20 protein-coding genes are annotated in these 22,804 nt (G+C 74.2%); 10 read left to right on the top strand and 10 right to left on the bottom strand.

Annotated features, from left to right (window positions below; all coding sequences use genetic code 11):
* The first annotated feature begins 291 nt into the window (after positions 1-291).
* From ACIBPB_RS18325 to ACIBPB_RS18315, 3 genes are all read left to right on the top strand, one after another.
* A complete protein-coding gene (locus ACIBPB_RS18325; RefSeq protein WP_396840764.1) occupies positions 292-1,212 on the top strand; it encodes a proteasome assembly chaperone family protein in 921 nt (306 codons plus the stop codon).
* A gap of 78 nt (positions 1,213-1,290) precedes the next feature.
* Entirely contained in the window at positions 1,291-2,088 is a 798-nt protein-coding gene (locus ACIBPB_RS18320) for an exodeoxyribonuclease III (protein ID WP_396840763.1), read from the top strand.
* Between the two features lie 19 nt (positions 2,089-2,107).
* The gene (locus ACIBPB_RS18315; RefSeq protein ID WP_396840762.1) at positions 2,108-2,428 is read left to right on the top strand and encodes an antibiotic biosynthesis monooxygenase family protein; all 321 of its coding nucleotides are present in this window, start codon (positions 2,108-2,110) and stop codon (positions 2,426-2,428) included.
* A 143-nt stretch (positions 2,429-2,571) separates the two neighbouring features.
* On the opposite strand, the gene ACIBPB_RS18310 is transcribed toward ACIBPB_RS18315, so the two are convergent.
* From ACIBPB_RS18310 to ACIBPB_RS18300, 3 genes are all read right to left on the bottom strand, one after another.
* Complete coding sequence (locus ACIBPB_RS18310; protein WP_396840761.1) at positions 2,572-3,156, bottom strand: hypothetical protein; 585 nt, start codon at positions 3,154-3,156, stop codon at positions 2,572-2,574.
* Positions 3,157-3,417: 261 nt separating this feature from the next.
* On the bottom strand, positions 3,418-4,092 hold the full coding sequence (locus ACIBPB_RS18305) for a class F sortase (protein ID WP_396840760.1): 675 nt from the start codon (positions 4,090-4,092) through the stop codon (positions 3,418-3,420).
* A gap of 8 nt (positions 4,093-4,100) precedes the next feature.
* The gene (locus tag ACIBPB_RS18300; RefSeq protein WP_396840759.1) at positions 4,101-4,700 is read right to left on the bottom strand and encodes a hypothetical protein; all 600 of its coding nucleotides are present in this window, start codon (positions 4,698-4,700) and stop codon (positions 4,101-4,103) included.
* 134 nt (positions 4,701-4,834) lie between these two features.
* Between ACIBPB_RS18300 and trmB the strand changes: the two genes are divergently transcribed.
* Together trmB and ACIBPB_RS18290 are read left to right on the top strand one after the other, a co-directional pair.
* On the top strand, positions 4,835-5,539 hold the full coding sequence (gene trmB / locus ACIBPB_RS18295; protein WP_396840758.1) for a tRNA (guanosine(46)-N7)-methyltransferase TrmB: 705 nt from the start codon (positions 4,835-4,837) through the stop codon (positions 5,537-5,539).
* 47 nt (positions 5,540-5,586) lie between these two features.
* Entirely contained in the window at positions 5,587-8,091 is a 2,505-nt protein-coding gene (locus tag ACIBPB_RS18290; RefSeq protein ID WP_396840757.1) for a DEAD/DEAH box helicase, read from the top strand.
* A 97-nt stretch (positions 8,092-8,188) separates the two neighbouring features.
* On the opposite strand, the gene ACIBPB_RS18285 is transcribed toward ACIBPB_RS18290, so the two are convergent.
* Positions 8,189-8,908 (bottom strand): MBL fold metallo-hydrolase, encoded by a 720-nt coding sequence (locus ACIBPB_RS18285; protein ID WP_396840756.1) that lies wholly within the window; start codon positions 8,906-8,908, stop codon positions 8,189-8,191.
* A gap of 109 nt (positions 8,909-9,017) precedes the next feature.
* Here ACIBPB_RS18285 and ACIBPB_RS18280 point away from each other — a divergent pair, with 109 nt between their 5' ends.
* Both ACIBPB_RS18280 and ACIBPB_RS18275 read left to right on the top strand, forming a co-directional pair.
* The gene (locus tag ACIBPB_RS18280) at positions 9,018-9,596 is read left to right on the top strand and encodes a TetR/AcrR family transcriptional regulator (RefSeq protein ID WP_396840755.1); all 579 of its coding nucleotides are present in this window, start codon (positions 9,018-9,020) and stop codon (positions 9,594-9,596) included.
* A gap of 157 nt (positions 9,597-9,753) precedes the next feature.
* A complete protein-coding gene (locus tag ACIBPB_RS18275; protein ID WP_396840969.1) occupies positions 9,754-10,401 on the top strand; it encodes a hypothetical protein in 648 nt (215 codons plus the stop codon).
* A 238-nt stretch (positions 10,402-10,639) separates the two neighbouring features.
* Here the strand turns inward: ACIBPB_RS18275 and ACIBPB_RS18270 are convergent, their stop codons facing one another.
* The gene (locus tag ACIBPB_RS18270; RefSeq protein WP_396840754.1) at positions 10,640-11,725 is read right to left on the bottom strand and encodes a hypothetical protein; all 1,086 of its coding nucleotides are present in this window, start codon (positions 11,723-11,725) and stop codon (positions 10,640-10,642) included.
* Positions 11,726-11,943: 218 nt separating this feature from the next.
* On the opposite strand from ACIBPB_RS18270, the gene ACIBPB_RS18265 reads away from it, so the two are divergent.
* Positions 11,944-13,203, top strand: a complete 1,260-nt coding sequence (locus tag ACIBPB_RS18265; protein WP_396840753.1) for an Nramp family divalent metal transporter — start codon at positions 11,944-11,946, stop codon at positions 13,201-13,203.
* A 25-nt stretch (positions 13,204-13,228) separates the two neighbouring features.
* Here the strand turns inward: ACIBPB_RS18265 and ACIBPB_RS18260 are convergent, their stop codons facing one another.
* From ACIBPB_RS18260 to ACIBPB_RS18240, 5 genes are read right to left on the bottom strand one after another with little or no spacing between them, the layout of a single operon-like run.
* Positions 13,229-14,719: an MFS transporter gene (locus ACIBPB_RS18260; RefSeq protein ID WP_396840752.1), complete on the bottom strand. Its 1,491-nt coding sequence runs from the start codon at positions 14,717-14,719 to the stop codon at positions 13,229-13,231.
* Positions 14,716-16,494, bottom strand: coding sequence for an IucA/IucC family protein (locus ACIBPB_RS18255; RefSeq protein ID WP_396840751.1), 1,779 nt, complete (start codon positions 16,492-16,494; stop codon positions 14,716-14,718). The genes ACIBPB_RS18260 and ACIBPB_RS18255 overlap by 4 nt, the downstream gene beginning before the upstream one ends.
* A complete protein-coding gene (locus ACIBPB_RS18250) occupies positions 16,491-17,060 on the bottom strand; it encodes a GNAT family N-acetyltransferase (protein ID WP_396840750.1) in 570 nt (189 codons plus the stop codon). The genes ACIBPB_RS18255 and ACIBPB_RS18250 overlap by 4 nt, the downstream gene beginning before the upstream one ends.
* Complete coding sequence (locus ACIBPB_RS18245) at positions 17,057-18,349, bottom strand: lysine N(6)-hydroxylase/L-ornithine N(5)-oxygenase family protein (protein WP_396840749.1); 1,293 nt, start codon at positions 18,347-18,349, stop codon at positions 17,057-17,059. Before ACIBPB_RS18245 ends, ACIBPB_RS18250 begins: the two co-directional genes overlap by 4 nt.
* A 23-nt stretch (positions 18,350-18,372) precedes the next feature.
* On the bottom strand, positions 18,373-19,923 hold the full coding sequence (locus tag ACIBPB_RS18240) for a pyridoxal phosphate-dependent decarboxylase family protein (protein WP_396840748.1): 1,551 nt from the start codon (positions 19,921-19,923) through the stop codon (positions 18,373-18,375).
* A gap of 263 nt (positions 19,924-20,186) precedes the next feature.
* Here ACIBPB_RS18240 and ACIBPB_RS18235 point away from each other — a divergent pair, with 263 nt between their 5' ends.
* Together ACIBPB_RS18235 and ACIBPB_RS18230 are read left to right on the top strand one after the other, a co-directional pair.
* Positions 20,187-22,241, top strand: coding sequence for a penicillin acylase family protein (locus ACIBPB_RS18235; protein ID WP_396840747.1), 2,055 nt, complete (start codon positions 20,187-20,189; stop codon positions 22,239-22,241).
* Positions 22,238-22,795 (top strand): GNAT family N-acetyltransferase, encoded by a 558-nt coding sequence (locus ACIBPB_RS18230; RefSeq protein ID WP_396840746.1) that lies wholly within the window; start codon positions 22,238-22,240, stop codon positions 22,793-22,795. The genes ACIBPB_RS18235 and ACIBPB_RS18230 overlap by 4 nt, the downstream gene beginning before the upstream one ends.
* The last annotated feature ends 9 nt before the right edge of the window (positions 22,796-22,804 follow it).

Raw genomic sequence — 22,804 nt, 5'->3', positions numbered from 1 at the left:
GGTCCCGGCCCGCCCCGGGCCGGAGCAGACCCGGCAAACCGGTCGAACCTCCGGGGCGACCCGGTCCGCGCCGCGCCGGGCAGGAACCTCGCAGCCGGCCCCACCCCGGCCCTTGATCGACTAACTCGTCCTTTCGGCCGGTCCGGACCTACGACTTCCGGCCGATCGTGATCATCCCCCCGCCGCGACCGGGCGGTAACGGAATGGACCAGGATGGTCGGTACGTTGGGCGGACGGGGTGCCGTGCGCGCACGGCCCGCCGCACCCGCGTATCCAGGGAGGTCCCCACCGGTGCTCGACCCACACGAGCTCTACGAACTGACCGACGATCTGCCCGAGCTCGGGCAGCCGGTCCTGATCCAGGCACTCACCGGCTTCGTCGACGCCGGCAGCGCCACCCGGCTGGCCCGGGAGCAGCTGCTCACCTCCCTCCAGGCCCGCACCATCGCCCGGTTCGACATCGACCAGCTCTTCGACTACCGCTCCCGCCGGCCGGTGATGACCTTCGTCGAGGACCACTGGGCCGAGTACGACGGCCCGGCGCTGGAGCTGCACCTGCTGCACGACGACGACGAGACGCCGTTCCTGCTGCTCACCGGCCCCGAGCCGGACCTGCAGTGGGAGCGGTTCGTGGCCGCCGTGGCCGCGGTCGCCGCCCGGCTCGACGTCCGGCTCACCGTGGGCCTCAACTCGATCCCGATGGCGGTGCCGCACACCCGGCCCAGCGGGGTCACCGCGCACGCCACCCGCCCGGAGCTGATCTCCGGCTACGAGCCGTGGCTCCAGCGGGTCCAGGTCCCCGGCAGCGTCGGGCACCTGCTCGAGTACCGCCTCGGCCAGCAGGGCCGCGACGCGCTCGGCTTCGCCGCCCACGTGCCGCACTACGTCGCGCAGACCGAATACCCGGCGGCCGCCGAGGCGCTGCTCACCGCGGTGTCCCGCAGCACCGGCCTGCTGCTGCCCCACGACGGCCTGCGCTCGGCCGCCGAGGTGGTCCGGGTGGAGATCGACCGCCAGGTCGCCCAGACCGAGGAGGCGGCCACCCTGGTGCAGGCCCTGGAAGAGCAGTACGACGCGTTCGCCCGCGGGCGCAGCGCGAAGAACCTGCTGGCCGGCGAGACCGGCCCGCTGCCCACCGCCGACGAACTCGGCGCCGAGCTGGAACGCTTCCTCGCCGAGCAGACCCGACCGGGCGACACCCCGGAACGCTGAGCCGTCCCGGCCCGGCCGGCGCGACACCCCGGCCGGGCTGACCCGGCGCGGCGGGCCGGGATGCGGCAGGCTGGAGACATGCGCCTGGCGACCTGGAACGTCAACTCGGTGAAGGCCCGCCTGCCCCGGCTGCTCGACTGGCTGGCCAGCACGAAGCCCGACGTCGTGTGCCTGCAGGAGACGAAGTGCCCCGACGGGGCGTTCCCGGTCGCCGAGGTCGGCGCGCTGGGCTACGAGGTGGCCAGCCACAGCGACGGGCGGTGGAACGGGGTGGCCGTCCTGTCCCGGGTCGGGCTGGCCGACGTCGCCGTCGGCTTCCCCGGCGAACCCGGCTTTCCCGAGCCGGAGGCGCGGGCCATCTCCGCCACCTGCGCGGGGCTGCGGGTCTGGTCGGTGTACGTGCCCAACGGGCGCGCCCCGGACGATCCGCACTACGCCTACAAGCTGGCCTGGTTCGCCGCGCTGCGCGACGCCCTGGAGCCGGAACTCGCCACCGGCCGGCCGCTGGCCGTCTGCGGCGACTTCAACGTGGCCCCCACCGACGCCGACGTGTGGGATCCGGCGCTCTTCGTCACCTCCACCCACGTCACCCCGGCCGAGCGGGCCGCCCTGGCCGCGCTGCGCGACCTCGGTCTCAGCGACGTGGTGCCCACGCCGATGAAGGGCCCGCACCCCTTCACCTACTGGGACTACCGGGCCGGGATGTTCCACCAGAACAAGGGCATGCGGATCGACCTGGTGTACGCCTCCGCGCCGTTCGCCCGCGCGGTCACCTCGGCGTACGTGGACCGGGAGGCGCGCAAGGGCAAGGGCCCCTCCGACCACGCCCCGATCGTGGTCGACGCCGACCTGGTGCCGGCCGTCGAGTCGTTCTGAACGCCGTAGGGTGGGACGCATGGCAGTCGTGAAGATCAACGCGATCGACGTCCCACCCGGTGCCGGCGAGGAGCTGGAGAAGCGCTTCGCGGCCCGGGCCGGCGCGGTGGAGAACTCCCCCGGCTTCCTCGGCTTCGAGCTGCTCCGCCCGGTCGCCGGGGAGAGCCGCTACTTCGTCTACACCCGCTGGGAGTCCGAGGAGGCCTACCAGGCGTGGGCCCAGGGGCCGTCCCGGGCCGCGCACGCGGGCGGCGCGGACGCCGCGCCGCGCCAGCCGGTGTCGACCGGCGCCACGCTGCTGGAGTTCGAGGTGGTCCAGCAGGTGGCCGGCAAGGCCTGAGCCGCCCGCCCCGCCGGACCCGAAGGCCTACCGGACCCGAAGGCCCACCGGAGACGGCCGGTCGCCGGGCACGGCCGGTCGCCGGGCACGGCCGGTCGCCGGGCACGGCCGGTCGCCGGGCGCGGAGCGGCCGTCCGGCGGGGTCAGATTCCGGCCGCGGCGGCGTAGCGGCGGCGCAGGTCGGCCATCTCCTGCGCGGCCAGCGCCTCCTTGAGCGCCGGCTCCGCGTACCTGGGCGGGAACATCTGCCGCAGCCGGTCGACGAACCTCACCTCGGCGGTCGCCTCGACCACCTGGATGCCCGGCGGGTCGCTGGACATGTCCATGATCAGCGGGCCGGCGAGCTTGACCGCCAGGTCCCAGGGGCACTTCCGCTCGGCCACCCCGCACAGGTGGAAGCCGTAGACCGTCCGCACGTCGGCCAGGGTGCCGGCGGCGGCCGGCTCGTAGCCGTAGACGCGGACCCCGCAGATGACCGGCGGCTTCTCCGCCCCCGCGGTGCCCGCCTGCTGGACGTCGGAGCCGGCGTGGTTGTGCTGCCCCGGGTCCACCCGTTCCAGGGTGGTACGCATCCGGGCCATCAACTGCCCCTCCAGGTCGGCCGGCTGCACCCCGACGCCGGCCGAGCGGTGCAGGACGACCGCGGCCGCCGACACCGTCAGCAGGATCACCGCCGCCCACACGTAGCGGTTCCGGTACCAACCCGCGAAACTTTCCCGGGAGATCATGATCGCTTTTCACCTCGTCGCCGGTTCTGGTGCGCTGGCAATGGAGATGACCCGGCGACGCGGCGCCCGGGCCGCTGCCGAAGCGGCCCGTTGCCGGCACTGCGCTGCTCCCGTGCTCGCCGTGCCCAGCGCGGTTGCCCCCGGCGCTGCGGCGATGGGAGCCATTCCAGCACGCCCCGAGCCGCTCCGGCAACATCGACGACCCTGACTACCGGTCCGGGCGGCCGGGCCCCGGCGGGCACCGCCCGCGCCGGACCGCGGTCAGGGGGCGCGGGTGTCGAGCAGGGCGGCGAAGACGATCACGTTGTCCTGGTAGCCGGTCCGGCCACCGACCCACTCCCCGCCGCAGGTGATCAGCCGCAGTTCCGCCGGGCCGGCGTCGCCGTACACCCGGTCCGCGGGGAGGTTGGCCTTGTCGAAGTACTCCACCGTCTGGACCGCGAAGGTCACCACCCGCCGGTCCGACCGGGTCACCTCGATCCGGTCGCCCGGCTTGAGGTCGTGCAGCCGATAGAAGACCGCCGGACCGCTCTTGGTGTCGACGTGCCCGACGATGATCGCCCGGCCCGCCTCGCCGGGCACCGCCCCCCGGTCGTACCAGCCGGTCTGGTTGTGCTGGGTCAGCGGCGGAACGTCGATCGAGCCGTCCCGGGCCTGGCCGACCGGGGTGACCGGGGCGGTCACCTTGATCGCCGGCACGGCGAGCCGGACCGGGCGGGCGGCGGGCGTCCGCGCCGGCGCCGGCGCGGTGGTGCCCGGGGTCGGTCCGGTGGCCGCCGGCACCCAGTCGAACGGCCCCGCGGTGCGTCCCAGCCCGGCGCCGGTGGCGAAGACGCCGATCAGCACCAGGATCACCGCCAGCGGCGCCGCCCAGGGACTACGTCCCCGGACCGGGGCCGGCGGGGTGGCGGGCGAGGAGGCGGGCTGCGGGGGCATGGCGGCACTCAGCGGCGGGCGGCGCCACGGACCGTCCGGGGCCGGCGCGACGCGGCCACGCCGACCACGCCCCCGGCCACGGTGAGCGCCAGACCGATCGGCACCAGCAGGCCACCGGCGCCGATCCCGGCGGTGCCGCCGAACCCGGTGGCCGGGCCGCGGCTCGGCTGCACCCGCTTGACCACCTGGAGCATCGTCGAGGCGGTCTCCCCGCCGGGGCACTCCAGCTTGACCCGGTAGTTGCCGGGCCGGGTGCGCTCCTTGACCATCGGCGAGGCGGTGAGCAGCCCGTGCTGCGGGTGCACCTGGATCCGGCCGAACGCGTCCGAGACCACGATCGCCGGCACGGAGTTGTCCCGGCAGCTGGCCCGGACGCCGACCAGGAAGCCGGGCTCGACGGTGCTCGGGGTGACCTCCACGAAGATCACGTCGGCGGGCGGCGTCCCCGGCTGCCCGGGTCCGGGCGCGGCGACGGGCACGACGGCGGCTGGCGCCGGAGCGGTCGCCACCCGTGCGGCGCCGGCCTGGGCGGGCCCGACGCCGACCAGCGGGGCGCTGCACGCGGCGGCCGCGACCAGCAGCGCCGCCCGTCCCGTGACTGACACCATGGCCCCTCCCGGCGCCGTCGCGTTGGCGGTGTCGGGCGGCGCGCCACCCGTCCTGCCGTACGGGATGAATCCTCTCACCCCCGGCCGTACCGCACATCCGATCCGGCGCCACGGTCGCGTACGCTCGGGTCGCTGTGACCTCCACCGACTCGCCGGCCGCCCCGCCGGCCCACCCCGGCCGCATCCGGACCTTCCACCCGCGTCGCGGGCGGATGGGCGACCGGCAGCGCGACGCGCTGGCCCGGCTCTGGCCCACGTACGGGCTGGAGATCGCCGACCTGGACGGGCCGTGCGATCCGGCGACGCTGTTCGACCGGCGGGCGCCGCTGGTGCTGGAGATCGGCTCCGGCATGGGCGACGCCACCGCCGCGATGGCGGCGGCCGACCCGGACCGACACTATCTGGCGGTCGAGGTGCACACGCCCGGAATCGGCAACCTGCTCGACCTGGTCGAACGGCACCGGCTGGCGAACGTGCGGGTGGCCCGCGGCGACGCGCTCGACCTGGTCCGGGCCCTGCCGGCGGGCTGCCTGGACGCGGTGCACGTCTTCTTCCCCGACCCGTGGCCCAAGGCCCGGCACCACAAGCGGCGGCTCATCCAGCCGGCGCACGTGGCGCTGCTGCGCTCCCGGCTGGCCCCCGGCGGGACGCTGCACTGCGCCACCGACTGGGCCGAGTACGCCGAGTCGATGCGCCAGACGTTGACCGCCGACCCGGACCTGGTGGACGTACACGGGGGCTACCCGCCGCGCCCGGCGCACCGGCCGGTGACCAAGTTCGAGCGGCGCGCGCTCACCGCTGGGCGGGAGATCTTCGACCTGATCCACCGGCGGCGCTGAACCCGGTTGGCGCGGCGACCCATGATCCAGGCACGATGGGAGTCGCCATGACTCTCACCGCCGCGCTGCCGAAGACCGCCGATCCCGACACCCTCTACGACGCGTTCGCCTCCTGGGCGTCCGAGCGCGGCTTCGCCCTCTACCCCCACCAGGAGGAGGCGGTCATCGAGATCGTCTCCGGCGCGAACGTGATCATGAATACCCCGACCGGCTCGGGCAAGAGCCTGGTGGCGATCGCGGCGCACTTCGCCGCGCTGGCCGACGACCGGACGAGCTTCTACACCGCGCCGATCAAGGCGCTGGTCTCGGAGAAGTTCTTCGCCCTCTGCGAGGTCTTCGGCGCGGAGAACGTCGGCATGCTCACCGGCGACGCCAGCGTCAACGCCGACGCCCCGATCATCTGCTGCACCGCCGAGATCCTGGCGAACCTGGCGCTGCGCGAGGGCGCCCGGGCCGACGTCGGCCAGGTGATCATGGACGAGTTCCACTTCTACGCCGAGCCCGACCGGGGCTGGGCCTGGCAGGTGCCGATCATCGAGCTGCCGCAGGCCCAGTTCGTGCTGATGTCGGCCACGCTCGGCGACACCACCCGCTTCGTCGACGACCTGAGCCGGCGCACCGGGCGGCCGACCGCCGTCGTCCGCTCGGCCGAGCGGCCGGTCCCGCTGCTCTTCTCGTACGCGCTGACGCCGCTGCACGAGACCCTGGAGGAACTGCTGGAGACCAAGCAGGCCCCGGTCTACGTCGTGCACTTCACCCAGGCCGCCGCGCTGGAACGGGCCCAGGCGCTGATGAGCGTCAACGTCTGCACCCGGGCGGAGAAGGACATGATCGCGCAGGCGATCGGGAACTTCCGGTTCACCTCCGGCTTCGGCAAGACGCTGTCCCGGCTGGTCCGGCACGGCATCGGCGTGCACCACGCCGGCATGCTGCCCAAGTACCGCCGCCTGGTGGAGACCCTGGCCCAGGCCGGGCTGCTCAAGGTCATCTGCGGCACCGACACCCTCGGCGTCGGCATCAACGTGCCGATCCGCACCGTGCTCTTCACCGGCCTGAGCAAGTACGACGGCACCCGCACCCGGCTGCTCAAGGCCCGCGAGTTCCACCAGATCGCCGGCCGGGCCGGGCGGGCCGGGTTCGACACCCTCGGCCGGGTCGTGGTGCAGGCCCCCGAGCACGTGATCGAGAACGAGAAGGCCCTCGCGAAGGCGGGCGACGACCCGAAGAAGCGCCGCAAGGTGGTGAAGAAGAAGCCGCCGGAGGGCTCCATCGGCTGGGGCGAGCCGACCTTCCAGCGGCTGGTCGAGGCCGAGCCGGAGCCGCTGACCTCCAGCTTCCAGGTCAGCCACTCGATGCTGCTCAACGTCATCGGCCGGCCGGGCGACGCGTTCGCCTCGATGCGGCACCTGCTCACCGACAACCACGAGGACCCGGCCGCCCAGCGCCGGCACATCCGCCGGGCCATCGCCATCTACCGGGCGCTGCGCGCCGGCGGCGTGGTCGAGGAGCTGCCCGAGCCGGACGAGACCGGCCGGCGGGTACGCCTCACCGTCGACCTCCAGCTCGACTTCGCGCTCAACCAGCCGCTCTCCCCGCTCGCCCTGGCCACCGTCGAGCTGCTCGACCGGGAGTCCCCGTCGTACGCCCTCGACGTGCTCAGCGTGATCGAGTCGATCCTGGACGACCCGCGCCAGGTGCTCTCGGCGCAGCAGTTCAAGGCCCGCGGCGAGGCGGTCGCCGCGATGAAGGCCGAGGGCATCGAGTACGAGGCCCGGCTGGAACTCCTCGACGAGGTGACCTGGCCGAAGCCCCTGGCCGAGCTGCTGGAGTCGGCGTACGAGATGTACCGGCAGGGCCACCCCTGGGTCGCCGACCACCAGCTCTCCCCCAAGTCGGTGGTCCGCGACATGTACGAGCGGGCCATGACCTTCCCCGAGTACGTGCAGTTCTACGGCCTGTCCCGCTCCGAGGGCCTGGTGCTGCGCTACCTCGCCGACGCGTACAAGACGCTGCGGCAGACCGTCCCCGAGGACGCCAAGACCGAGGAGCTGGTCGACCTCATCGAGTGGCTGGGCGAGCTGGTCCGGCAGGTCGACTCCAGCCTCATCGACGAGTGGGAGCGGCTGCGCAACCCGTCCGACGTCGAGGAGGTGGCCGCCTCGCTGGCCGACCGGCCGCCCGCGGTCACCCGCAACGCCCGGGCGTTCCGGGTGCTGGTGCGCAACGCGCTGTTCCGCCGGGTCGAGCTGGCCGCGCTGCGCCGCTGGGACCTGCTCGGCGAGCTGGACGCCGGGGACGGCTGGCACGCCGACGCGTGGGCGGACGCGCTGGAGCCGTACTTTGAGGCGTACGACTCGATCGGGGTGGGGCCGGACGCGCGCGGGCCGGCGCTGCTGATGATCGAGCAGGGCCGGGAGAGGTGGACCGTGCGCCAGATCCTGGACGACCCGGACGGCGACCACGACTGGGGGATCAGCGCCGAGATCGACCTCGCCGCCTCCGACGAGGCGGGCGCGGCGGTCGTCCGGATCACCGACGTCGGGCAGCTCTGACCTCCGCACCCAGGCCGGGCTGCCGGTGCCGCGCCTCCCCCGGCGAGGTGCGCCGCCGTGGCGCCGGTGGAGAAGGCCAGGCCGGGGTGCTCGTCGCTCACCGGGCCCGCGCGACCGCCTTGATCCGGCGTACCGCCTCGCTGGCGCCCTCGTTCCACGGGGTGCCGTGGCCGGGGAGGATCCACGTGGCCGGCAGCTCCTCGATGCGGGCGAGCGAGGCGAGCGCCAGGTCCGGGTCGTCGGTGAACGGCGCCGGCTGCGGCCCGTGCTGGCCGGTCAGCACGTGCCGGGTGGTGAGGGCGTCGCCCACGAACACCGCGTCGGCGATCGGCACGTGCACGGCGATGCTGCCCGGCGAGTGACCGGGCATGCCGATGGTGCGGGGAGCGCCGGGCAGGTCGAGCACGTCACCGTCGTCCACGGTGACCACCTCGCTGAGGTACGTCGTGCGCAGCCCGCCCTTGCGGCCCGCGTACCAGAAGAAGCTGGCCAGGGCGCCCACCTTGAACGCGCCGAACGGCGCCTTGTACTTGACCTCGCCACGGGCGCGGGCCGCGTCGGCGGGGTGCACGTAGACCGGCACGCCGTGATCGCGCCGCAGCCGCTCGGCGAACCCGATGTGGTCGGTGTCGCCGTGGGTGAGGATCAACCCGCGGATGTCGGCGAGCGACCGGCCCATGGCGGCCAACTCCGTGACCAGGTCGGACCAGTGACCGGCGAGGCCGGCGTCCACGACCGTCACGCCCTCCTCGGTCTCGACGAGGTACGCGGCCACGATGTCGTTGCCGATGCGGTGCAGGTGCGGGCCGAGTTGCATGACGTCCTCCGGAGTTTGTCGTGCTCTGATAGCTACGATACATAGCCATCATGGCTAAGGTCCATAGCTATCATGGTGACGATCATCGCCCAGCCGGAAGGAAAGACCCATGCCGACGCCCGACCGGACGTCCCTGGCCGACATCGTCGCGGCCGCCCGCCAGATCCTGAGGGCCGACGGGCTGCCGCGGCTGACCATGCAGGCGGTCGCCGAGCGGGTCGGGGTACGACCCCCCTCGCTGTACAAACGGGTCCGCAACCGCGACGACCTGATCCGCCTCGTCACCGAGGCCACCGTCCTCGACCTGGGCGATCGGCTCAGTGCCGTCGCCGGCAGCGGGGACCCGGGCCGGGACCTCCGCGAACTCGCCCACGCGTTCCGGGCGTTCGCGCACGCCCAGCCCGCCGAATATCACCTGATCTTCGCCAACGGCCCCGCCGCGACCCGACCCAGCCTCGAAAGCCTCACCCGGGCCAGCGCCCCCGCCCTGCGCGTCGCCACCGATCTCGCCGGACCACAGCACGCCCTGCCGGCCGCCCGCATGTTCACGGCGTGGGCGAACGGCTTCATCAGCATGGAACTCGCCGGAGCCTTCAACCTCGGCGGCGACCTCGACGAGGCCTTCGAGTTCGGCATCGACCGGCTGACCGCGGCCCTGGCGACCCTCCGACCGACCCGAGCCGGTTGAGGGGCATCTGTCGCATCCGGTTCCAGGTTGGGAACCCGGGCGCCCGCGGAGTGCCCGCGGACGCGGCAGCATCTCGACCCCCAGAATCGCTGGGCGATGTCAGACCCGTCGATTAGAATGTATGTACTAATCGAGCTTTTGACCTGGGAGGATGCTCGTGACCGCGCCCACCTCCGCCACCCCCGTCACCCCCTACGCCACCCTCCTCGGGTTCACCCGGTACGTGGACCGCACCGGGCCCACCAAGGCCACCTTCGTCGGCGGCCTGCGCAAGCAGCGGGCGAGCCGGCACGGGTTCAACCCGCACGGTCAGTTCGTCAAGGCGCTCAAGGCCGACATCGCCTTCCACACCGGCGGCACCCACCTGGCCCAGGTGGCCGACGTGGTCAAGCCACGCTGGCGCCCGCTCTACGAGGCGCTGGTGCCCGGGGCGACCACCTGGCTGCACTCGCTCGGCGAGCCGGCCGGCGTCGACCTGGCCCAGACCCGCGACGCCCTGGCCATGCTGGGCGACCTGCCCGTCAAGATCAACCCGCACTTCGGGGTGCGCTACGCCGACGGCCGCGCCGAGGCGGTCCGGCTGCACTTCGACGACACCCCGCCCAGCGAGGAGGCCACCCTGGCCACCCTGCACCTGATGGCCCGGCACATCGACGCGGTCCTGCCACACGCCGAGCCGGTGCTGGTCGACGTCCGGCGCGGCCAGGCCCACCGGATGCCCACCGACGTCAAGCCCGCCCAGATCGAGCAGTGGCTGGCCGGCGAGGCCGCCGCCTTCCGCGCCATCTGGTCCACCGCCGCCTGACCCGGCCCACCACCACGAGCGGCCGCCCCTCCCCGGGCGGCCGCTCGGCCGTGTCCGCGGGCGGCCGACCAGCACGGTCAACCCGGACGACCCGCACCGCGCCCACTCCGGCGGCCCGGACATCCGGTGCGGTGCCGAACGCGCGGCAGCCGGCCGGTGGGCACCGGCCGGCTGCTGGCTCCTTTCCCGATGTGTCACCGCGCGTCGATGGGATCGGCGAGCGTCTGCTGGTTCAGCGTCAGCGCACGCCGTACGCCTCGTGCACGGTCTGGTCGACGCTGTTGCCGGCCGCGTCGGTCGCCTGCACCCGCAGGCTGGCCGTCGTGGCACCCGTGGGCGGCGCCGGCAGGGTCGCGGTGACCGTGCCCCCGTCGACGGCGCCGGTCGACGCCGTCTGCCAGGTCTTCTCTCCGTCGAAGCTCACCCACGCCTTGATCGAGACGATCCGCGCCGCCGGGCTCCCCGCCACCTCGTGGTACGCGTGCAGCTGGATCCGGTGCGTGCCGCGGCGGACGGTGTTGTCGAGGTCCACGTTGAGCTGGTACCGCAGGTAGACCAGCGGCTGCACGGCGCACGGCGCGGTGGAGGTCGCCAGCAACGTGCCGGCACAGTCCAGTGGGCTCTTGTTCTGCTCGGTGACCCGCGCCGAGGTGAACCCCCACTCGGTGCTGACCCGCCGGTCGTAGAACCGGTCCCGGAGGCTCTCCGCGATCGGGTTCAGCTCGTGGGTGAGCCGGTAGCGGGCCCGCTCGGCCGGGAGGGTGTACGCGGTGTAGCCGAGGTCCCGGGTGGGTTCGATCTCCTCGTCGCCCCGGTAGAGGTGCAGCCGGTCCGACGGCGCGAGTTCGAGGTAGAACGACTCGACCTGCGGCTCGGCGAAGGTGGCCGGCAGGAATGGGCTGAAGAGGTCGCCCTGCCGGCACGCCCCGCACGCCAGCATGTTGGACCGCGCCGGCGTCGTCTCCGCGGCGCCGGGGACCGACGGTCCGCCGTACCAGTCCTCGTGGCCGGCCGAACCGGGCTTCAGGGTGTAGTACGAACCGGCGGGCGGCACATCGGGTTCCACCCCCGTCGGGTTCTTCGCGATGTCGTGCAGCCGGAACACGATGTTCTCGGCGTACTGGCCCGGGTTGCTGACCGGCCCGACGTACCGCGCGCGTTCCCGCGGCCCTCGGTCGAAGAACGTCGTCTGGGCGGGCGACACCTCTCCGGGTAGCAGCTGGTTCCAGCTGTCCCCGACGGTGACGTTCTCCTCGGCGTGGAAGTCCCGGTCGATCCGCTGGAGCTGCCGGTCCGTCGCGGTGTAGTGCTGATCGGCCGACACCTTGTCGTCCTGGTAGAACTTCAGGTGGTAGGAGTACGGGCTCTCCGGTCGGCCGGTGATCCTCGGCGAGCGGCCGCCCCGGTCGGGGCGGCCGCTCGCGCGTGACGCCGGCCCTCGATTTCGCCAACCCGCCGACAAACACGAGCCCGGGTCGGAAAGCTGGGGCCAGGGCATTCCCTGCCGCCTTCGCCCCGCGCACCGTCGCCGAGGAGCACACCGTGGTCACCAACGACGTCACCGTCACCTCACCGCTGGGGACGGCCCGCGCCCGCGGCCCGATACGCGGCCGGCTCATCCTGCTGGGGCCGGCCTTCGTGGCCGCGGTCGCCTACGTCGACCCGGGCAACTTCGCCACCAACTCCACCGCCGGCGCGCGCTACGGCTACCTGCTGGTCTGGGTGGTCGTGGCGGCCAACCTGGCCGCCATGCTGGTGCAGACGCTCACCGCCAAGCTCGGCCTGGCGACCGGGCGCAGCCTGCCCGAACTGTGCCGCGAGCAGCTGCCCCGCCCGGTCAACCGGGTCATGTGGGTCCAGGCCGAGCTGGTGGCCATGGCCACCGACCTGGCCGAGGTCATCGGCGGCGCGGTCGCCCTGTACCTGCTCTTCGGCATCCCCCTGCTCGGCGGCGGCGTCATCGTCGGCGGCACCGCGTTCGCGGTGCTGGCGCTGCGCTCGCGCGGCTTCCGGCCGTTCGAGATCGCCATCACGGTGCTGCTCGGCGTCATCGTCCTGGCGTTCGCGGCCAACCTGGTGGCGGCGGGGCCGGACGTCACCGCCGCGGCCGGTGGCCTGGTGCCCCGGGTGCACGACACCGACGGCCTGCTGCTCGCCGCCGGCATCCTCGGCGCGACAGTGATGCCGCACGTCATCTACGTGCACTCGGCGCTGACCCCGAACCGCATCCCGGTCGCCGACCGGGCCGAACGGCGGATCGTGGCCCGGGGTCTGCGTACCGACGTGCTGCTCGCGCTCGGCGCGGCCGGCGCGGTCAACCTCGCCATGCTGCTGGTCGCGGCGGCCGCCTTCCACGGCACCGCGATCCCGGGCACGGACACCCTGGAGGGCGTGCACGCCGGCCTGGCCGGGACGCTGGGCGCCGCGTCGGCGCTCGGCTTCGCCGTCGCCCTGCTCCTGTCCGGCCTGGCCTCGACCAGCGTGGGCACCTACGCCGGTGAGATCATCATGCAGGGCTTCCTGCGCCGCCGGGTGCCGCTGCCGGTCCGCCGCCTGGTCACCCTGCTGCCCGCCCTCGTGGTGCTGGCCGCGGGCGTCGACCCGACCCGGGCGCTGGTGCTCTCCCAGGTGGTGCTGAGCTTCGGCATCCCGTTCGCGCTGATCCCGGTGGTCGCCTTCACCCGGCGCCGTGACCTGATGGGCGACCTGGTGAACCGCCGGCTCACCACGGCCATCGCGGTGGTGATCACCGCCCTGGTGGTGGCGCTCAACGGATTCCTGCTCTGGCAGGTCGCCGGCTGATCCGGCCGCCGCGACCCCGGCGCCGTCACCGGTGCCGGGCCCGGTGCAGCAGGTACGCGGTGACCAGGCCGCCGGCCAGCACGGCCGCCGCCCCGGCCGCCTGCCCGGTCTCCAGCGCCGTCCGGAACGCGTTCCGGACCAGCACGCGTTCGCCGTCGGTGGCCGCCGCCTGCAGCGCGGCCGGGAACGAGCCGGCCCCGGCCAGCGCGGCCGGCAGCAGGGCGGCGAACCGCGCGTTGAGCACCGCGCCCAGCACCGCCACGCCCAGGCTGCCGCCCACCTCGGTCATGGTGCCGTCGACACCCGCGCCGGCGCCGGCCCGCTCCGGCGGCAGCGCGCTCAGCACCGCCTCGACGATCGCCGGATTGGCCAGCGCGCAGCCCGCGCCCATCAACAGCAGGCCGCCGAGCAGCACCGGATAGCCGTCGCCCGCGGTGAACGTGACGGCCAGCAGGCCGACGGCGAGCAACGCCATGCCGACCGCGACCGCGGCCGGCCGCCCCGTCCGGCGGATCAGCGCGGTGGCCACCCCGGTGAGGTTGAGCACCACGATGGCGAGGGCGAACGGCGCCATCCGCAGCCCGGCCTCCCAGGCCGGATAGCCGCGCACGAACTGCAGGTGCAGGGTGAGCAGGAACAGCGCGCCGGTCGCGCCGAAGGTGATCAGCACGACCCCGCAGACCGCGCCGGTGAAGCGGGGGTTGCGGAACAGTCCCAGGTCCAGCACCGGGTCGGCGACCCGGCGCTCCCAGGCGACGAAGAGACCGAGCAGCAGCAGGCCGGCGCCGGCCGCGGCGAGCACCGCCGGTGCGGCCCAGCCCTGCTCCGGCCCGGCGGTGATGGCCCAGACCACGCCGGTGAGCCCGGCCGTGGAGAGCAGCACCCCGGGCACGTCGAGGCGGCCGGTGGCCGGCTTGCGGGACTCCGGCACGAGCAGCCGGACGGCCACCAGGCAGACCAGCACCACCGGCACGTTCACCAGGAAGATGGCCGGCCAGGGCAGGTGGGCGAGGATGGTCCCGCCGACCGGCGGTCCGACGGCGAAACCCAGCGCGCTGGTCGCCGCCCACACCCCGATGGCCCGCTGCCGCGCCGGCCCCTCGAAGACCTGCACGGCCACCGCGAGAGTGGCGGTGACCAGCAGCGCCCCGCCCACGCCCATGCCGGCGCGGGCCGCGATGAGCTGGCCGGTGGTGGTGGCCAGCCCGGCGGCCAGCGAGCCGGCCCCGAACAGCACCAGCCCGGCCAGCAGCATCCGGCGCCGGCCATACCGGTCGGCCGCGCTGCCCGCGGTGATCAGCAGGCCGGACAGCACCAGGGCGTACGCGTTGATGATCCACTGGATGTCGCTGGTGCTGGCGTCCAGCTCGGTGGTGAGCACCGGCACCGCGACGGTGAGCACCGTGTTGTCCAGCACCACCGTCACCTGGGCCAGGCAGAGCACGGCCAGCACCCACCAGCGGTGCCGGAGCACCGGCGGACCGGCCGGGGCCGCCGGCGCGGCGAGGCCGCTCACGACCGCGGGGCGTACGGGGCGATGGGGTTGGCCAGCGTGCCGACGAACTGGAGCGCCGCCGAGGGATCCGCCAGGTCGACCATCTGCTGGTTGTCGCGCAGTTGCAGCCGGTTCAGGCAGGAGAGCGCGAACTCGGGGACGAACAGGTCGTGCCGGCCCGCCAGCTCCGGCACCGAGGCGGTGTAGGCCGCCACGCACCCGGCCACCGTGCCCCAGAACGACTCCTCGTCCAGCACGCCCTCGGTGACCAGGATGGCGTTGAGGTGACGCAGGAAGGAGTCGAAGACGTCGGTGAAGATGGCGAGGTCCTTCTCCTCGGCCGGTACCGACGCCCGGATCCGGTGGACCGCCTCGGGCAGGTCCGCGTCCGGGTCCATCACCACGATCTCCTCGGCGATGTCCTTGAAGATCACCCGTTCCACGGCGCCGTCGCGCAGCACCAGGATGACGTTCTCGCCGTGCGGCATGAACGCGAGGTCGTAGGCGTGCAGGGCGTGCAGCAGCGGAACCAGGTAGGCGTCCAGGTAGCGGCGCAGCCAGACCGCCGGCGCGAGGCCGGACTCGGCGATCAGCGCCGCCACCACCGACCGGCCGGCCCGGTCCACGTGCAGCAGCGCGGCCATGCTGGCCAACCGGCGGCCCGGGGCCAGCCCTGGCACCGGGCTCTCCCGCCAGAGCGCGGCGAGCATCTTCCGGTACGGCGAGTACCGGTCGGTGGCCGCCTCGAACTGCCGGTGCCGGTAGCCGATCGCGGCCCGCTCCCGGATGATCGACAGCCCGGTCCGAGCGAACACCGGGTCGGCGGCGAGCACGCCGGCCAGCCAGTCGTTGATGGCCGGGGTGTGCGCCATGTACGCGGCGGACAGCCCGCGCAGGAAGCCCATGTTGAGCACCGAGAGCGCGGTCTTCACGTAGTGCCGGCCCGGGTCGGTGAGGTTGAAGAAGGTACGCACCGACTGCTGCGCCCGGTACTCGTCCGGTCCCTCGCCCAGCGGCACCAGGTGCCGCCGGGCCACCTCGCCGGCGAAGGTGACGGCCAACCTGTTCCACCACTGCCAGGGGTGCACCGGCAGCAGCAGGTAGTCGTCCGGGTCGAGGCCGAGCCCGGTGAGGGTGCCGGCGAACGCGGCCAGGGTCTCCGCGCCGAGTTCGGCCCGGACGTGGGTGTCGTAGTCCAGGTCGGCGGCGCAGCTGAAGGTGGTGTGCTCGCGGTGGGCGGCGAGCCAGAGCAGGCGGACCGGACGGCCGGCCTCCGGGGCGTACCGGTGGTGGTCGGGCACGCCCCAGCCGATCCGGCCGCTGTTGGCCACAAAGCACGGGTGGCCCTCGGTCATCGCCGTCTCGATCCGCTGGAAGTCCGACCGGGCCAGCTCCGCCGCGTCGACGTCCGGCCGGGCCAGCTTGTACGCCAGCCCGGCCAGGGTGGAGGTGATCTCCTCCAGGTAGACCGGCAGCACGGCGTCGCTGAGGCCGAGCGAGCCGCGCAGCTCCAGGCAGAGGTCGACGGCGTCCAGCGGGGCCGGCCGCCCGGCGACGAGCCGGGTCAGCCCGGCGGCGTCGATCCACCAGTGGTTCAGGGCGAGCCGCCGGGCCGCGAAGCGGTACTCGACGGTGCCGTCGTCGCCGCGTACCCGGTAGTGGCCGGGGCCGTGCGGCTCGGGGGTGATCAGCCGCTCGTGGGCGAACTCGGCCAGCGCCTTGCGGACCAGGTGGCGGTTGGCGGCGGCCCACAGCTCGGGGGTGAGATGGGCGACGGCGGCGGAGGGGGTGGTCACGGGGTCACCTCTCGGCGGGTGGCGGTCAGGAACCGCGCGCGGGTGCAGACGCTCAGCAGGGCGGTCTTCTCGGGCTTGCTGATCGGCCCGACGACGGTGAACCCGACGGCCGCGTTCAACGCGTGCACCGCGGTGTTGCGCACGTCGGGCTCGACCACCACCCGCCGGGTGGCCGGGTCGGCGAAGAGCCAGTCCAGCACCGTGGTGAGCACGGCGAGACTGAAGCCGTGCACCGGCGTCCCGGTGGGCGCGCAGAGGAAGTGCATCCCCACGTCGCCCGGGACCGCGTCGTGGAGTCCGACCAGTTCGACCTCGGCGGGGTCGTAGCGCTCGGCGAGGAACGCCGGCCGGCCCCGCCAGCAGCCCAGGTACGCGTCGTGGTGCGGGTGCGCGGCGATCTCCCGGTACGTCCGGGCCACGTCGTCGATCCCGGCGTCCGCCATCATCCAGAACGCCGCCTTGGGGTGGGTGACCCAGCCGTGCAGCAGCGCGGCGTCGGCGTCCGGGTCGAGCGGGCGGAGGCTGAACTCGCCGAGCCGCGGATCATGCCGCCGGTGCACGCTCATGACGTCATCCCGGCGGGCGCGCCGAACTCCTGGAAGGCGATGCTCTTCTCGATCGGGTAGTGCTCGCGGCCGGTCAGCTCGCGGATGATCCACGAGTTGCGGTACGGGCCCATGCCCAGGTCGGGCGAGGTGACGCTGTGCGTGTGGGTGCCGGCGTTCTGCAGGAAGATGCCGCGTCCGGTGTGGTCGATGCTGTAGTTGCGGGCCACGTCGAAGCGGCCCTGGCCGTCCCAGCGGATCCGGTCCCGGATCGGTTCGAGGAAGGCGGGCACCCGGTAGCGGTAGCCGGTGGCGAGCACCAGCCCCTCGGTCTCCAGGGTGACGTCGCGCCCCTGCTCGACGTGGTGCAGCCCCAGCGTGTAGGTCCCGCGCTGCGGGTCGTGGGTCGCCCGGACCAGCTCGGTGTTGGTGAGCAGCCGGGTGGGCACCGGGCCGCCGACGCTCTTCACGTAGAGCAGGTCGAAGATCGCGTTGATCAGCTCGGCGTCGATGCCCTTGAACAGGCCCTTCTGCTCGGCCTCCAGCCGGTAGCGGGTCGGCTCGGGCAGAGCGTGGAAGTAGTCCACGTAGTCCGGGGAGGTCAGCTCCAGGGTGAGCTTGGTGTATTCGAGCGGGAAGAAGCGCGGCGAGCGGGTGACCCAGGTCAGCTGGTACCCGTGGGTGTCGATGTCGGCGAGCAGGTCGTGGTAGATCTCGGCGGCGCTCTGCCCGCTGCCGACCACGGTGATGCTCCGCTTGCCGCGCAGCGCCGCCCGGTGCTCCCGGTACCGCGAGTTGTGGATCACGTCGCCGCCCAGCCCCGCGCAGGCGGGCGGCACGTGCGGCGGGGTGCCGGTGCCGAGCACCAGCCGCCGGGCCCGGTGGGTGACCTCGCGGCCGTCCACCCGGGCGCGCACGACGTACCGGTCGCCCGTCGGGTCGTACTCGATGGCGGTGACCTGGTGGCCGAACCGGACGCCGGGCAGCCTCGCGGCGGCCCACCGGCAGTACGCGTCGAACTCGCTGCGCAGCGGGAAGAAGCTCTCCCGGATGTAGAAGGGGTAGAGCCGGCCGATCTCCTTGAGGTAGTTGAGGAAGGAGTACGGCGAGGTGGGGTCGGCGAGGGTGACCAGGTCGGCGAGGAACGGGGTCTGCAGGTGCGCGCTTTCCAGCAGCATGCCGGGATGCCAGTCGACGTCGTCGCGGGCCTCCAGGAAGAGGCCGTCGAGGTCGGCGATCGGGGCGGTGAGGCAGGCCAGGCCGAGGTTGTACGGGCCCAGCCCGACGGCGATGAAGTCGTGGGTCGACATGGGGTTCTCCAGGGCGGGGCCGGTCAGCCGACCGGGCAGGACAGCTCGTCGGCGGTGCGGGTGCGGGCGTACCAGCCGGCGTGTTGGGCGATCAGGTCGAGGACCGCGGCGACGTCGTCCTCGGTGGTCTCCGGGTTGAGCAGGGTGAACTTGAGGTGGTGGGCACCGTCGACCCGGGTGCCGGCGACGAGCGCGGCGCCGGAGGCGGCGAGCGCCTCCCGGGCGTAGAGGTTGGCGTCGTCCACCAGGTCGGCGGCCAGCCCGGCGGGGCGCCAGCGGAACACCAGGGTGCTCAGGGCCGGGCGGGTCACCACCTCGAAGCGCGGGTCGGCGGCGAGCAGTTGCCAGGCCTGCTCGGCCCGGTCCAGCACCTCGTCGAAGAGGGTGCCGACGGCGTCCGGGCCCATGACGCGCAGGGTGAGCCAGAGCTTGAGGGCGTCGAAGCGGCGGGTGGTCTGCAGGCTCTTGTCGACCTGGTTGGGGATGCGCTGTTCGACCGCGCGGGCCGGGTTGAGGTAGTCGGCGTGCCAGGTGGCGTGCCGCAGCGTCCGGCGGTCCCGGACCAGCAGCGCGCTGGAACTGACCGGCTGGAAGAAGGACTTGTGGTAGTCGACGGTGACCGAATCGGCCCACTCGATGCCGTCGAGCAGGTGCCGGCGGGTGGGCGAGACCAGCAGGCCGCAGCCGTACGCGGCGTCGACGTGCAGCCAGACGCCCGCCGCCGCGCAGCTGTCGGCGATCCGCGGCAGCGGGTCGATGCTGCCGAAGTCGGTGGTGCCCGCGGTGGCCACCACGGCCATCACCAGCAGCCCGTCCTCCCGGCAGCGGGCGATCTCCCGGGCCAGCGCGTCGGGGCGCATCCGCCGCTGCCCGTCGGTGTCCACCACGCGGACCGCGTCCGGGCCGAGGCCGAGCAGCCGGGCCGCCTTCTGGACGCTGAAGTGGCCGGCCGCGGAGGTGAGCACCCGCAGCCGGGCCAGCGCCGCCGGCCCCGGTCGCAGGCCGGCGCGCGCCCGCGCCTCCTCCCGGGCCAGCAGCAGCGCCTGCAGGTTGGACTGGGTCCCGCCGCTGGTGAACACCCCGTCGGCGGCGGGGCCGAGGCCGATCCGCTGGGCCGTCCAGTCGATCAGCCGGCGCTCGATCAGCGTGCCGCCGGCGCTCTGGTCCCAGGTGTCCAGCGAGGAGTTGACCGCGCTGAGCACGGCCTCGCCGAGCAGCGCCGGGATCACCACCGGGCAGTTCAGGTGGGCCAGGTAGCGGGGGTGGTGGAAGTAGACGGCGTCGCGCAGGTAGACGTCGTGCAGTTCGTCGAGCGCCGCGCCGGTGTCCGCGAGCGGCCGGTCGAGGTCGACCGCCTCGATCCGCGGGGCGAGGTCGGCCGGGGCGGCCCCGGTGAACGGGCGGTCGGCGGCGGCGATCCGGTGGGCCACCCGCTCGATCCCCGCGGTCAGCGCCGTCCGGTAGTGGTCCAGCGTGCCGGCGGTGAACAGGTGCTCCCGGGCGGTGGTCGGGTCGGTGCGGGCGGTGGTCGGGTCGGTGCGGGCGGCGGAGACGAGCGCTGCGGGCAAACTCATGGGCGGTCCTCGATGGTCGGAAGCGGACCGGACGGGAGCGGCGCGCGGCGGCGCGGCGCGCTCCGGCGGTCCGGTGATGATCGCTGGGTTAGGTTAGCCTAACCTCACTGCTGGGAGTGCGAGCGGGGTTTGGCGTGTCACCTCGTCCGGCGCCCCCGGCGGGCCGAGCCGGCCAGCCAGCGCGCTCCAGCAGCCGACAGTCAGGGAGGAACCTCAGTGATGGAGATGTGGCCGGACGCCGGCAGGTCCGGAAAGGCCCGCCGGTGACCGGCCTCCGGCGGGACCCGTGGGGCGTGCCGCAGCTCTGGGCGGACGACGTCGACCAGCTCGCCCACCGTCAGGGCCGGGCCACCGCGCTCGACCGGGCCTGGCAGATCGAGGTGGAACGGTGGCGCGTCGAGGGCCGGCTGGCCGAGCGTCTCGGCCCCGACGGGCTGGGCTGGGACCGGTTCGCCCGGCGCGCCCGCCTCGCCGACACCGCGGCCCGCTGCTTCCGGCGGCTCTCCCCCGCCACCCGCCGCTGGATCACCGCCTACGTCGACGGGGTGAACGCCGGGCTCGCCGAGGGCGCCGCCGGCGCACCCGAGTTCGCCGCCACCGGCAGCGCCCCCGGCCGCTGGCGGCCCTGGACCCCGCTGGGCGTCTTCCTCGTGCAGCACATCCTCTTCGGCACCTTCCCGAACAAGCTCTGGCGGGCGCAGGTCGAGGCCGCCCTCGGCGCGGCGGCGGTCGGGCTCTTCGCCGTCGAGGGTCCGGACGGCTCCGGCAGCAACGCCTGGGTGGTGCCCGGCGATCCGGCCCGGGGCCGCGGCCCGGTGCTGGCCGGCGACCCGCACCGGCTGCTCGAGCTGCCCGGCGTCTACCAGCAGGTCCGGCTCGCCTGTCCGGAGTTCGACGTGGTCGGGCTCGCCTTCCCCGGCGTACCCGGGCTGCCGCACTTCGGCCACACCGGCCACGTCGCCTGGGCGGTCACCAACGCGATGGCCGACTACCAGGACGTCTACCGCGAGCACCTGCGCCGCGACGGCGGCCGGCTGCTGGTCCGTGACGCCGACGGTTGGCTGCCGGCCCGCCGGCACGTCGAACGGATCCGGGTACGCGGCGCCGCGCCGGAGCCGGTCGAGGTGATCGAGACCCCGCGCGGCCCGGTGATCGACCACGACCGGCACACCGGCGAGGCGCTCAGCCTGCGGACCCCCGCCCGGGTCGAGGCGGACCTCGGCTTCGAGGCGCTGCTGCCGCTGCTGCGCGCCCGCCGCGCGGACGACGTCACCGAGGCGCTGCGCGGCTGGGTCGAGCCGGTCAACAGCGTGCTGGTGGCCGACCGGCACGGCGCCGTCCGGCACCTCGTGGCCGGGCTGGTGCCGTTGCGCGACGACGCCTGCCGGTGGACGCCGGTGCCCGGCTGGCTGCCGCGCCACCGCTGGTCCGGCCGGTACGCCGAGAACAAGCCGGTCGAGGTGACCGGGATCGCGGTCCGCGCCAACGACCGCCGTCCCGACGTCGCCGAGCTGGGCATCGACTTCGCCCCGCCGCACCGGGCGGCGCGGATCGGCGAGCTGCTGGCCGCCGGCACCGCACCGGAGACCGTCCACACCGACACCCGGCTGTCCGCCGGCGCGCTGCGCGCCCTGCTCGACCGGCTCGATCCGGCCGCGCTCGACTCCGCCGCCCGGGACCTGCGCCGGCGGCTCACCGCCTGGGACGGCCGGATGGCCGCCGGCAGCACCGACGCCGGCGCCTGGGCGGCGTGGCGGGCGGCGCTGGTCCGGCGGCTGCACGACCACCCGCGGCTGCGCCCGCTGCGCGGCCCGGACCGATACGACGCGCTCTTCGCCCCGTGGACCGATCCGCTCGCGCGGATCGGGCACGCCCTCGACGGCCTGGTGACCGGGGCGTCCCGGCTCGGCGTGGACGTCGACGCCGTCGCGACGGCGGCGCTGGCCGAGGTGGCGGCGGCCGGGCCCGCCCCGGCCTGGGGCGAGCGGCACCGGCTGCGCCCCGTGCACCTGGGCGTCGCGCCGGAGGTCGGCGCGGCGGTGGCCGCCATGCGGGAGCGGGTCGCGCTGGCCGGCGACACCGACTGCGTGCTGGCCACCGCCAGCGTCCCCGGGGTCTCCGACGAGTGCTGGCGCGGCCCGGCCGCCCGCTACGTCTGGGACCTCACCGACCGGGCCCGCAGCCGCTGGGTGGTGCCCTTCGGCGCGTCCGGCCGCCCGGGCGACCCGCACTTCGACGACCAACTGCCGCGCTGGGCGGCCGGCGAGCTGATCCCGGTGCCCGACGCGGACCTCACCCGAGAAGGAGACCCGTCATGACCTACCAGGAGACCCTGCCCGGCCTCGGCGAGCTGCGGCTCGTCCCGGTCGATCCGGCGGCGGACGCGGCGCTGCTGCACGGCTGGGTGACCCAGCCGTGGGCCCGGTTCTGGGGCATGGGCGGCTACAGCGTCGACGAGGTACGCGAGGTGTACGCGTTCCTCGACGGGCTGGCCACGCACCACGCGTACCTGATCGCCCTGGCCGGCGTCCCGGCCGGCCTGTTCCAGACCTACCAGCCGGAGGCGGACCCGGTCGGCGAGCGCTACCCGGTGCGCCCGGGTGACGTGGGAATGCACCTGCTGCTCGCACCGGACCGGCGCACGCCCGGCCTCACCTCGGCGGTCTGCCCGGCGCTGTTCCGGTTCCTGTTCACCGACCCGACCCGGCGGCGCATCGTGGTCGAGCCGGACGTGCGCAACGACCGCGCGCTGCGCCGGCTGGAGCGTGAGGGCTTCACCCTCGACGCCGAGATCGACATGCCGGACAAGCGGGCGCGGCTCGCCTTCCTCACCCGGGACCGCTTCGCGGCCGACCACCCGGTCGCGGCCTGACCACCGGCC

Source organism: Micromonospora sp. NPDC049836, assembly GCF_044465125.1.
Classification (GTDB): domain Bacteria; phylum Actinomycetota; class Actinomycetes; order Mycobacteriales; family Micromonosporaceae; genus Micromonospora.
The sequence above is the reverse complement of the archived record's forward strand: the minus strand, read 5'-3'. Positions and strand labels throughout refer to the sequence as shown.